Genomic DNA, 12,098 nt, shown 5'->3' with positions numbered 1-12,098 from the left:
TTAATGAAGTGTCTGTATAATTAAACAAAAATCGATTCAAAGTGGAGGATATGATGATGAAGAAGATCGGATTTATCGGGCTAGGCGTAATGGGAATGGGAATGGCTGCTAATTTATTGCGAAAAGGATTTGAAGTTGTCGTTTATAATCGAACTCCTGGCAAAGCAGAGTCCTTGCTCGCCTTAGGTGCCTCCGAGCTTGAATCACCGGCTGACGTTGCGCGTGCTGCACAAATCGTCATTACAATGATTAGTAATGATGCTGCAATCCGTGAAGTATACTTTGGCGAAAACGGTATTTTTGCAAGTGCTCGCGCAGGCATTACGCTAATTGACAGCAGCACGATATCTCCAACGCTTGCTAAGGAGCTTGCCGCAGCGGCGGATACTATTGGAGCAGTATTCCTAGATGCGCCGGTTACAGGCAGCAAGCCAGCCGCTGAAGGCGGTACACTCGTATTTATGGCTGGCGGCGATGCAGGCAAGATCGAGGAAGTCCAAGACGTTTTGCTCGCTATGGGACGTAAAGTCATTCCAATGGGCCCAAGCGGCAGCGGCTCCATTGCCAAGCTCGCCCACAATACGATTGTTGGCATCAACGTTGTGGCACTTGCAGAAGGCATGGCGATAGCAGCGAGCGGCGGCATTGACGGCAGCTCGTTCGTCGAGCTCGTTCAATCTGGCGGTGCAGCAAGCAGGGCAGCTGAAATGAAGGGACCAAAGCTGCTTGAAGGCAATTACGACGTTCAATTTTCGCTCGAGCTGATGTTAAAGGATTTAAGGTTATCCTCTGCCCTCTCGGACAGTCTGCATGTGCCGACTCCTCTGCTGGAAGCAACGAAGAGCCTATTCCAAATTGGTGATGCAATGGGACTTAGCCAGCTTGATATGTCGAGCGTAGGCCAAGCTTACGAGCAATGGATCGGCCGCAAGCTTAGCGGACGGGATTAATTTAAATAGGGGTTGTCCGCGTGTATCAATCACTAAACTGGTACCCATACACTGGACACTTTGAAAAAAGGGTTTAGTGTATGGGTACCTTTTTTTGTATACTAGAGTGAATAGTGGGGGCGGTCATATGAGTAAAAAACACTTTAATCAATATGAACAAGAACAGTTAGCTAACAACCCGTATGTCTTACGAGTCAGCGAAAAATCAATTACGTATGCTGATGAATTCAAACGTGTGTTCATTGACCAATATGTATCGGGACGAACTCCGAGGGAGATTTTTGAAACCAGTGGATTTCAAGTGGAGATCCTCGGGTTGAAGCGGATCGAACAATGTGCAGATCGTTGGAAGAAAGCCTACGAAAAAGATGGGATTACGGGACTTGCGGACTCGAGAAAAGAAGCGGTTCTACGTCCATCAAAACGAGATTTATCTCCTGAAGAGATTATTGCCAGGCAGGATGCAAAGATTAGACTTTTGGAGGCTCAACTGGCATACGTAAAAAAGTTAGACAGGAACGAAAGGAGGCTAACAGCAAACGGAAAGATCCTAAATCCGAGTGATTGTTTTAACCTTATTCAGGAAGCTGTTCAACAAGGTTTGGGGCGAATGACACGTTACCTTTGTCAACTGCTTGACGTGTCACGCTCTGGCTTTTATAACTACCTTCACTCTGCTGACAAGCGTCAGAAGCGTACGTTAGCGGATGAGCAAGCAGGTGCACTTATCAAGAAAGCCTTTCATCGAAGAGGTTATAAAAAAGGCTCCCGATCCATTAAGATGACGCTCCAGAGCGAATATGACACCTGTTACAATCTAAAGCGAATTCAAAGGCTAATGAAAAAATTTGACCTCGTTTGTCCTCATCGAAAACCTAACCCGTATCGACTTATGACCAAAGCTACACTCGAACACCGCACGCTCCCAAATAAGCTGCAGAGGGACTTTAAGAAGGGAATCCCAGGCCTTGTTTTACTCACGGATATCACCTATCTTCCGTATGGAAAATCACAGACGGCTTATTTGTCGACCATTTTGGACGCCTCTACAGGGGAGCTTCTAGCCCGAAATCTCTCCGTATCCCTCCAACTGCCTTTAGTCACAAATACCATTGAATCGTTAATGAAGCAGAAGCGCGTAAAACTTCATAAGAAGGTCTTTATCCATTCCGATCAAGGGAGCCATTACACGAGCCCTACCTACCAGAAATTATTGAAGAGTAAGGGCCTTGGACAATCGATGTCACGTCGTGGAAACTGTTGGGATAATGCACCTCAGGAGTCCTTCTTCGGTCATATGAAAGATCATGTGAAGAGTCAAGACTGTACAACCTTGGCTGAATTAGAACGAGAAATTAATCGCTATATTCGTTATTACAATCATCATAGATATCAGTGGAAACAAAAAAGGATGACTCCTGTTCAGTACAGGAATCATCTCTTAAGTGTGGCTTAGTGCTCTTTTTTTCAAAGTGTCCTTGACTAAGGGGTCAGTTTACACTGCGGACAACCCCTTTTTCTTTGAAATACTGCTTAATAATATGGCGAGATCATTAAGTAAACAATTACGCCAGTAAGACTTACATACAGCCAAATCGGCATCGTCCATCTTGCAATTTTACGATGCTTCTCTACTTTCATCTGCAGCCCGCGTACAACCGATATTAAGGCCAGCGGAACGACAACAATCGCTAGCAAGATGTGTGTAATGAGGATGAAGAAATAAATCGAGCGAAGAATGCCTTCTCCTCCGTATTTCGTTGATTCCGTTAAATAATGATACGCTACATAGGAAACTAGGAACAACGTTGTGGAGACAAATGCAGCGCCGATGAACGCACGGTGCATCCGAACATTTTTTTTCATAATCGCCGTTAGCGCTATGCAGAGTGCAATAAAAGTAAAGCAGTTAAAAATCGCATTCAGCAATGGCAAAATCGTTACGTCAAAGTGAATTTCTCCCTCGTACGCCGGCAGAAAAAACAAAACAGCTATCAGCCCGACAAGGACGATGGTTAAGATCGATATGAGCGGTGTATAGTTTCTTTCTTTCATCCAAAAAATCCTCCAGTCATGGAATACGGTGCATATAAATTAACTTTATCCGATTCTACACCTCAAAACAATTCGCTTTGAACAAGTTTTGTAACGAAATAACGAATATTATAAGTCAATGCTGCGAACGAACAAAAAAAAGGGCTTCTTCGCCGAAGCGAAGAAGCCTTTTTTCAATATTTAGTGCTTACTCGTAGATGTACGAGCAGCAATAATCCGAAACTTCAGCAACCTGAAGCTTGAATTTTGTGTTCGCAGGCACAGTGAATTCGCCTTCGCCTTGAATGTGCAGCCACTCGGTTTCACCAGGCAGAAGCACCTTCAAATCGCCAGCCAAAATTTCCATGATTTCAACGCAGTCTGTTCCAAACTCATAATCACCCGGCAGCATGATGCCGAGTGTTTTTTTGGTGCCGTCAGCGAACAATACAGCACGGCTTGTTACTTTACCGTCGAAGTAAACATTTGCCTTCTTGACGATCGATACATTTTCGAATTGAGACATCGTAGACGTAATCTCCCTTATATATCGGATGCTAAAGCTTTGATGATCTGTTGTACAAGCTATTACAGCAATGCTTTCACTTTGCTAACAACGTTTTCGACCGTAAAGCCATACTCTTTGATTACGCGATCGCCAGGTGCTGATGCGCCGAAACGGTCGATAGCAAGAATATCGCCTTGATCTCCTGTGTAACGCTCCCAGCCAAATGGATGAGCCATTTCAATCGCAAGGCGGGCTTTAACTTCAGGAAGAATGACGGAATTTTTGTATTCCTTCGATTGCTTCTCGAACAAATCCCAGCTTGGCATGCTGACAACACGTACTTGAATGCCCTCTTCTGCAAGAGCTTTTTGAGCTGCTACAGCAAGTTGAACCTCGGAGCCCGTTGCAAGAATTTGTGCTTGCGGCTTGCCATCTGCTGCATCAGATACAACGTATGCGCCGCGGCGCAGGTTTTCATGAACACCGTTCACTGTGCCTTCAAGAATCGGCAAGTTTTGGCGAGTAAGAACAAGCGCTACCGGGTTGCCAGTGTTCTCTACAGCATAAGCCCATGCTGCGGAAGCCTCGTTGCCATCAGCTGGACGGATAACCGTTAGATCAGGAATAATGCGGATCGAAGCAAGCTGTTCAATCGGCTCATGTGTAGGACCGTCTTCGCCAACTGCGATACTGTCATGCGTCAATACATAAACAACAGGCAGCTTCATCAATGCAGCAAGACGAACAGCAGGACGAAGGTAATCTGTGAATACGAAGAACGTACCGCCGAATACTTTCAAACCACTGTGAAGAGCAATACCGTTCATGGCAGCAGCCATACCGAATTCACGTACGCCATAATAAAGATTGCGGCCATCGTAGCTGCCTGGTTTGAATTGTGTCAAACCTTTCAGATGAGTCATTGTCGAGCTCTCAAGGTCAGCAGAACCACCGAAAATAGTCGGAACGTTTTTCGCAAGACCGTTAAGTGCATTTCCTGAAGCTACACGAGTTGAAACCGCGTTGTCCGCAGTTGTGTATGCTGGAAGGTCAGCGTCCCAGCCCTCAGGCATTGCGCCAGAGATAGCAAGCTCGAACTGAGCTGCAAGCTCCGGGAAAGCTTCTTTATAAGCTGCGAAGCTTGCATCCCACTGTGCATTTGCTTGCTCGCCGCTGCTTTTCACATCTGCAAAGTGAGCGCGAACTTCGTCAGGCACGTGGAACTGAAGCTCTTCAGACCAACCGTAAGCTTGTTTCGTCAATTTTGTCTCATCAGCACCAAGCGGTGATCCGTGAGGACCAGCATGTCCGCCTTTGCCGCCTTTGTTCGGGCTGCCGTAGCCGATTACTGTTTTTACTTCGATTAAAGTTGGTTTGGATAGATCTGCTTGCGCCTCAGCAACGGCTTTGGACAAAGCATCTAGATCGTTTCCATCTTCTACGCGAAGCACTTGCCAGCCGTAGCCTTCAAAACGTTTTTGAACGCTCTCGGAATAAGAAAGGCTCAATTCGCCATCAAGCGAAATATCGTTGGAATCATATAGAACGACCAATTTGCCGAGCTGCAGGTGGCCTGCGAAGGATGCAGCTTCATGAGAGACACCTTCCATCAAGTCGCCGTCGCCGCAAATGGAGTAGGTGAAGTGGTTAATAAGCTCGTGGCCTTCTTTATTGTAAGTAGCGCCCAGCTGTGCTTCCGCAATTGCCATGCCAACCGCCATAGCGATACCTTGTCCAAGTGGACCCGTTGTTGCATCAACGCCAGCCGTGTGGCCAAACTCAGGGTGTCCTGGTGTTAGGGAGCCCCATTGACGGAAGTTTTTCAATTCTTCCATAGGCAAATCATAGCCGGAGAGGTGAAGCAAGCTGTAAAGCAGCATAGAGCCATGACCCGCAGACAAAACAAAACGATCACGGTTTACCCAAGTAGGGTTCGATGGATTATGCTTCATATTTTTTGCAAATAATTGATAGCCCATTGGAGCAGCGCCCATTGGCATACCAGGGTGACCTGATTTCGCTTTCTCGATGGAATCGATCGCAAGTGTACGGATCGTATCGATAGAAAGCTGTTCAACCGACTTTTGTGTGACTGACATTACAATTTCCTCCTATGGTCTAAGCTTGTCTAATTTCATCTCGTTATATGGTTTCTAAAAACAACGATACAGCGTCATACCAGTACGCAATAACTTTGAATATTGTATCACTCTGCATGCTCGTTTTCCATCAAAAAAAATAGATAATTCGCATAAAAATACAGTTAGTTGAATACAACAGTTTTATTATTATGCACGATTACACGATCTTCAATATGCCATTTCACAGCTCTTGCGAGAACGACCCGTTCAATTGTCCGACCGATTCTTTTCAAATCATCGACGTTGTCACGGTGGCTGACGCGTTGAACATCCTGCTCGATAATCGGCCCGCCGTCTAATTCTTCTGTTACATAATGCGCTGTCGCGCCGATAATTTTTACGCCGCGTGTATATGCCTGCGCATAAGGCTTGCCCCCAACGAAAGCGGGTAGGAATGAGTGGTGAATATTAATGATCCGATTTGGAAATTGTTCAATGAACTTAGGCGAAATGATTTGCATGTAACGCGCCAATACAATGATATCCGCTTTATCTGCAACAACTTCCATTTGCTTGCGCTCGGCTTCTTCTTTTGTAGTCGCTGTAACTGGGATATGGTAATACGGAATGCCAAAGGATTCGACCAGTTCGCGCATATCAGGGTGGTTGCTTATAACCATTGAAATATCGGCATCAAGATCCCCTGCCTTCCACTGCCAAAGCAGCTCTAGCAAGCAGTGATCCTCTTTCGAAACGAACACAGCAAGACGTTTCTTGCGGCTGGCACGGAATGTATGCCATTTCATATCAAATCGATCGGCTACTCTGGTGAAGTCCTCCATAAGAAGTGGAAGCTCCTTGTCCAGATCAACTAGATCAAATTCAAAACGGATGAAAAACATTCCGCCTTCCGGGTCCATCGTATATTGATCCGATTGAACGATGTTAGCCCCGTGCTCATATAAGAAATGAGAAACAGCAGCTACGATGCCCGGGCGGTCCGGACAAGAAATAAGCATGCGCGCACGCCCGCTCTTTCCACCTGCTTCAACGGTTATTTCAGATGGGGTGGATGGTGATGACATGGACTTCAAACTTCCTTTCGCAATGATCTATATGAATTAATGTTAACTTTAATTAAAGTCTAGCAAGCAGCTCTTTGCCGCCAAACCAAGCCGTAATACGCTGATTGATTTGTTCCTCTGTTAGTCCTGCCGGCAATGCCTCGCCTGCCATTACAAGATCGTACAGACGCTCCATCGGCTCGCGCGGGTCTGCTTTTTTTGCTTTTGCGTCATTTTTTAACAAATCCCAAGTAGAGAGTACAAAACCTCTGGAATCAATTTCTTGCTTCCCGAAGAAATGATGCAAGCGCTCCACATCTTCAAAGAAGCTTTCACCTAAGCGAGCTCTGCCATTGCCGCTGAGCAAAGCGATCTCCGCTTCATACATCGGACGTTCAGTCTTGTCTTCCTTGCCAATCCAAGGCGTTTCCAGTATAAATGGACGCCCCTTAAGGCCTTCATGTTCAACGATTCTTTGAATGGCATCGTGACCAAGCCAGCCTGCGCCAACTGGAGCATGTCTGTCCTTACCAGCACCGCATGAGTTCTTGCTATCGTTCACGTGAACAACGGCAACGCGGTTTAATCCAACAATACGATCGAACTGCTCAAGAACGCCGTCCAGATCATGAACAAGGTCGTAACCAGCATCATGCATGTGGCAAGTATCCATACATACAGTTAACCGTTCGTTATCCTGAACTTTGTCAATAATCGCAGCAAGCTCTTCGAAGCTGCGGCCAATTTCTGTGCCTTTGCCTGCCATCGTCTCAAGGGCGATGTTAACATTCGTTTCTTTTGTGCCTGCAAGCACTTCATTCAAGCCTTCAGCTATACGAGCGATGCCATATTCTGCATCCTTATCCGTATAGGCACCTGGATGAAGAACAATATTACGTACACCGATGTAATCGGTACGGCGAATTTCTTCTTGTAAAAAAGAAACCGCAAGCTCGTACGTAGAATCCTTATACGAGCCAAGATTCACAATATAAGGCGCGTGAACTACGATCTCATTAATACCGGATTGCTCCATAAGCGCTTTTCCTTCTTCAATATATAACGAATCGATCGGCTTCCTTCTTGTATTCTGAGGTGCGCCGGTGTAGATCATAAATGTACTTGAGCCATACGATACTGCTTCTTGTGCTGCAGTGAGCAGCCCCTTGTCCGAAAATGATACATGGGAACCTATTTTCAACATAAATATTACGCCCCTTTCGGTTGATCAAACCTTATTTTACAAGGAATGTCGAAATAAATCTAGGAATACGGTATAATTCATTATTGAGGTGAAAGACACGTATGAAAGTTGCCCCCGACTGGTTTATGTATTTTATCGTTTTTTGGGCGGTCGTCATGGTTGCGGCTATGTCGATTGGCGGATTTTTCATGTTTCGAAAATTTCTCAAGGTGCTTCCGATGCGAGACGGCAAGTCTAAGCTCGATTGGCAAAACTACTGGGTAGATCGCAGTCGCAGCATGTGGAATGATGATTCCAAAAGTTTGCTGGACGAGCTTGTTTCCCCAGTGCCAAGCGCTTTTCGTGATATAGCTAAACATTCTATCGCAGCCAAGATTGGTCAAGTGGCGATTGAACATGGCGCATCATCCGTTACGCGCGAGCATTGTATCGAAGGTTACATACGAGCAACACCTAAACGTGATTACCGTAGTCTTGTTACTTTTCTTGACCGTCAAGGAATCGACTATACTCCCTATAAGCATCTACTTAATAAATAAGTTTAAGCCGCATCAGTGCGGCTTAAACTTATTTATATTTAATCATCAATTAATGACCCTCTTATACACATGCTTCATACTCGTATTTTATGGTTATATATAAAAATGTAACCTAATACTCATCTATTTCGTTATTAATTACAGGAGGTGGTTCTCATGATGAACTCATCGAAGCGAAGAAGAAACAAAAAAGCAGCTACAGCAGGAGCCGTTCTTCTCGCTGTTATGCTCGCAACATCCGCATGTGGCGGTGGCAATACTAATGCAGGAAACGAACAGCAAGGCACTGCAACCGACGGACCAGTTATTACTCAGTTGCCAGAAGATAATGGTGTCATTGATCCTGGTCTTTCTTCACCGGAACCGACAGATACTGCAACAAACAACAACGGTACGATCGAGGATCCAGCAGCGCCAAACAAAGTGAATGAAGGTATTTATAGCGGTCTAAGCGACTCGCACTCTATAGAAATAGAAACAGCTGCCGGCGCAATTGCACTTCAAGTAACAGATGATCAAAAAAGCACATTAGAAGCATTGCCGGACGATGCAAAAGTGAAATTTGAGTATTCGGAAAAAGCCATTGAAGGTGATGCAACCCTCAAACAAAATTGGTTAGTTAAAATTGAAGAAATAAAGTAATGAATGAAATGAAGTAATGGGTGAATTGAAGGAGCGAACGAGGATGCGGGTTGCGATAGCTGGAGGAACTGGGTTTATCGGAAGGGCGCTTACCAAGGCTTTGCTTGAGAGAAATGATGAAGTATGGATTATTTCCAGAACTAGTTCTAAAAATCAATCCAATCGCAACGGGTTTACCCAATTAACTTGGGATGAACTCGAAACTGCTCCAGCTTTGCTGGAAGGCATAGATGCCATAGTCAATCTCACAGGCGAATCCATTAATCAAAGATGGAATCAAGCTGCCAAGAAGCGTGTCATGGAATCAAGACTAACAGCCGCCGCCCGCATCTCAAAGCTTGTACAATCGCTCGAGCGCAAGCCGCCGCTTGTCATTAATGCTTCTGGCATTTCTGCGTATGGCATATCAGCAGACGGTATTTTTGATGAATCAAGCCCAACTAAAGTTACCGATTTTTTATCCGAAGTCGTTCAGAAATGGGAACAGGCCGCAGACAGCATACCAGCTGAGCGGCTTGTTAAGCTTCGTGTGGGCGTTGTGCTAGACAAAAAGGAAGGCGCTTTTCCTTTAATGGCTATGCCTTATCGCTTGTTCGGCGGAGGTAAGATCGGCAGCGGCAAACAATGGCTGTCTTGGATTCATCTCGAGGATATGATTCGGCTAATCCTATTTATATTGGACAACAACTTTATTGAAGGACCCATAAATGCTTCTTCACCTGAACCTGTAACAAATGATTCATTTGGTCGAGCCATTGGCAAAGCAATGAGCCGGCCTCATTGGTTCCCGGTTCCAGCTTTTGTGATGCGAACTTTATTTGGTGAAATGTCCACACTTCTATTAGACGGACAGCGAGCTTTGCCAAGCAGAGCGCTTGAAAACGGGTTCGTGTTCCTTTATCCAACGATTAATAGTGCAATGGAAGAACTTGTAGGGCAAGGTTAGCTTCGTTTCTTATTCCGATTTCAGCACATACGCTGGTCCTTGCTCGCCTGCAAGGTGGATGACATCTCCTATCGTTAGCTTATAGCTTTTATAAGGGATCATCATTTGTCCATTTAGCAGGCTCCCATTACGGGAACCTAAGTCTTTCGCTTTATATTCGCCCGCTAAAATTTCAATTTCCAAATGAAGCCGCGATATACCGCTTGCCCCCTCTGCATAACTCACCTGCTCTCCCGAACGCCCAATTTTAAAGCTTCCTTCTGTTAATTCTATCCTGTTCTCCTGACTCTTCCATCTCCTTTGGAGCCATACTGACGATTCACCTAAACCCTCCATTGATTGATTATTTCCTAGCAATACTGTTGGTTCTGCTATATGAGAAATGGGATTTGCTGCTACAACATGCAGCGAGGCAGCCGACTGAGACTCGAATAATTCGCTCTGATCCTCTGGCGGATTAATAGCTGGCGTCTCGACAGAATCATCATTTGCATGAGCACGATTAAGCCCTGGAAATAGTCCAGAGTGGAACGATGACTCTTCTATCATTTTTTCCGATTCGTCGTAGTCTGCTTCGTCATCTGTTTTCTTTTTCCAAACAAGCATAACTGCTGCTAGTAACAGCAAAGAAATACCCGAGCTGATCAATAAGCTCTGCCTACCAGCAGCTTCAAAATAAACAAATCTCCAAACACATGCAAGTGCGATGACAATAATAGCTGTTCCAATCCATTTTTTCTTTGTTTCCGGCTCATCCGCTTCCCTACCCAAAGGGTCAACATACTGTTTTGAAAATAATTCATGATCCTTAAACTCTTCCATTATCGGGGAAGAGTACGAACGCAATGAAGGGTTTGGTATTTGAATCCGCCCTTTTTCATCGCTATTCGCTAACTCAGATCGCTGCTGCCAATCTAATAGTGGATTTTTTTGCGTTGGAGCAGGTTTTGCTGCTTGCTGCATCTCCGGCTTCTCTATTGCCTCGTATCGCTGATTCGATGAAGATGAAGCTTCCCCTATTAATTCCAACAGCGTCGCCCGCAGCTCTTCAAGAGGCCATCTCTTGCCGAAATGCTGAAGCATACGCTTTAATCCTTCCCCATCAATGCGGTCTACATAAGAGGTGAAACGCACAATTAACGCCAAGAGATCGCCCGCTCCTTTTGTTTGTTCAGCAGTCCCCTCCATTATTGGAATATAAGCAAGCCGTATATCATGAAGCTTCTCTCCAATAAAAATATATTGTTCATCAAGCAGACAGCCCTCTGGCCGCAGCATATAATGCCTGCATTCGAATAACGCATCCGCCACGCCTAATATTAGCGTATAGTATTGCTCCATCGAGAGCTGTTGCTGCTGCAGCCTGTGCAAAAGCATTCTCATTCCTGAAAGCTTGTACCGGAATGTAACCTTGCTATCCAGCTCGAACCAATCAATAGGCAGCAGATAGGGAATTCGCTCGCTATGAAGCATATGAAGCTCAATTTCATCAAGCTCGCTTCTATACAAACCGCTCTCTCGATCAATAATCATCTCATGCGACTGATTCATAGCAAAATCAATCCGAAAGCTTTTCATTTCTCAAATCCCCCCTTGTAACATGAAAACTTAGCTGAAAATGGACCATACCGTAACAGCAGCGGGTGCAACCGCCAGCATAAACGGAAACTTTTTGCCTGATTCCGCCCATTGCAGCCACTGAAGCTTCCTATCCCCTGCCACTGGCACGACAAATGCGGTTACGTCAGCAGCCATTTTTTTCCCGAATGCACGATTTACAATGACAAGACACACGCCAATTGCACCAGCATATAAGATGGCATAAAACATCATCTGCAGCACCAACCATACTCCCACCCAAGCTCCCAATGCGCCAAACAGCTTTACGTCGCCAGCACCTATTCCTCGGGCAAGATGAAGCAGCAGCAAAGGAATAAATCCGGTTAAGGCGCCAACTGCTGCAATTGCAGCTCCTTCCAACCCGCTGATAGTAGTATGATATATAAATGCAGCGGAGAAAAAAGTCACGGTCAGCCAATTTGGTATAATTTGAGCCTTTAAATCCGTATAGAGAGCAATCACTAAAAACACTGCAACAACAGCTGTCACAACAAACTCCATGGCGACTCC

The 12,098-nt window shown here is 45.3% G+C and carries 11 protein-coding genes and 1 pseudogene; 5 read left to right on the top strand and 7 right to left on the bottom strand.

Annotated features, from left to right (window positions below):
• Nucleotides 1-38: 38 nt before the first annotated feature.
• Nucleotides 39-950, top strand: a pseudogene (locus tag AC0VYE_RS07390) (NAD(P)-dependent oxidoreductase); the annotation flags it as partial.
• Nucleotides 951-1,077: 127 nt separating this feature from the next.
• Complete coding sequence (locus tag AC0VYE_RS07385) at nt 1,078-2,406, top strand: IS3 family transposase (protein WP_475442581.1); 1,329 nt, start codon at nt 1,078-1,080, stop codon at nt 2,404-2,406.
• A gap of 77 nt (nt 2,407-2,483) precedes the next feature.
• Here the strand turns inward: AC0VYE_RS07385 and AC0VYE_RS07380 are convergent, their stop codons facing one another.
• The 5 genes from AC0VYE_RS07380 to AC0VYE_RS07360 all read right to left on the bottom strand — a co-directional run bounded on the left by AC0VYE_RS07380 (nt 2,484) and on the right by AC0VYE_RS07360 (nt 7,841).
• On the bottom strand, nt 2,484-3,005 hold the full coding sequence (locus AC0VYE_RS07380) for a DUF420 domain-containing protein (RefSeq protein WP_076271047.1): 522 nt from the start codon (nt 3,003-3,005) through the stop codon (nt 2,484-2,486).
• A 187-nt stretch (nt 3,006-3,192) separates the two neighbouring features.
• Nucleotides 3,193-3,510 (bottom strand): pyrimidine/purine nucleoside phosphorylase, encoded by a 318-nt coding sequence (gene ppnP / locus AC0VYE_RS07375; protein ID WP_076271046.1) that lies wholly within the window; start codon nt 3,508-3,510, stop codon nt 3,193-3,195.
• Nucleotides 3,511-3,572: 62 nt separating this feature from the next.
• Nucleotides 3,573-5,591 (bottom strand): transketolase, encoded by a 2,019-nt coding sequence (gene tkt, locus AC0VYE_RS07370; RefSeq protein WP_475447013.1) that lies wholly within the window; start codon nt 5,589-5,591, stop codon nt 3,573-3,575.
• A 164-nt stretch (nt 5,592-5,755) separates the two neighbouring features.
• Nucleotides 5,756-6,658: a formyltetrahydrofolate deformylase gene (purU, locus tag AC0VYE_RS07365; RefSeq protein WP_339207517.1), complete on the bottom strand. Its 903-nt coding sequence runs from the start codon at nt 6,656-6,658 to the stop codon at nt 5,756-5,758.
• A 52-nt stretch (nt 6,659-6,710) separates the two neighbouring features.
• Nucleotides 6,711-7,841 carry a deoxyribonuclease IV gene (locus tag AC0VYE_RS07360; protein WP_475447011.1) on the bottom strand — a complete coding sequence of 377 codons (1,131 nt, stop codon included), beginning with the start codon at nt 7,839-7,841 and terminating at the stop codon, nt 6,711-6,713.
• Between the two features lie 101 nt (nt 7,842-7,942).
• Between AC0VYE_RS07360 and AC0VYE_RS07355 the strand changes: the two genes are divergently transcribed.
• The 3 genes from AC0VYE_RS07355 (at nt 7,943) to AC0VYE_RS07345 (ending at nt 9,968) form a co-directional block, all read left to right on the top strand.
• Nucleotides 7,943-8,380, top strand: coding sequence for a DUF2621 domain-containing protein (locus tag AC0VYE_RS07355; protein ID WP_076271042.1), 438 nt, complete (start codon nt 7,943-7,945; stop codon nt 8,378-8,380).
• Between the two features lie 156 nt (nt 8,381-8,536).
• Nucleotides 8,537-9,022, top strand: a complete 486-nt coding sequence (locus AC0VYE_RS07350; protein WP_076271041.1) for a hypothetical protein — start codon at nt 8,537-8,539, stop codon at nt 9,020-9,022.
• Between the two features lie 43 nt (nt 9,023-9,065).
• Nucleotides 9,066-9,968, top strand: a complete 903-nt coding sequence (locus AC0VYE_RS07345; protein WP_475447009.1) for a TIGR01777 family oxidoreductase — start codon at nt 9,066-9,068, stop codon at nt 9,966-9,968.
• A 9-nt stretch (nt 9,969-9,977) separates the two neighbouring features.
• Here AC0VYE_RS07345 and AC0VYE_RS07340 read toward each other — a convergent pair whose 3' ends face one another.
• Both AC0VYE_RS07340 and AC0VYE_RS07335 read right to left on the bottom strand, forming a co-directional pair.
• The gene (locus AC0VYE_RS07340; RefSeq protein WP_475447007.1) at nt 9,978-11,546 is read right to left on the bottom strand and encodes a DUF6382 domain-containing protein; all 1,569 of its coding nucleotides are present in this window, start codon (nt 11,544-11,546) and stop codon (nt 9,978-9,980) included.
• A 30-nt stretch (nt 11,547-11,576) separates the two neighbouring features.
• On the bottom strand, nt 11,577-12,089 hold the full coding sequence (locus tag AC0VYE_RS07335) for an A24 family peptidase (RefSeq protein WP_475447005.1): 513 nt from the start codon (nt 12,087-12,089) through the stop codon (nt 11,577-11,579).
• Nucleotides 12,090-12,098 lie beyond the last annotated feature (9 nt).

The sequence above is a fragment of the Pristimantibacillus sp. Z349TD_6 genome (assembly GCF_056173205.1).
The sequence above is the reverse complement of the archived record's forward strand: the minus strand, read 5'-3'. Positions and strand labels throughout refer to the sequence as shown.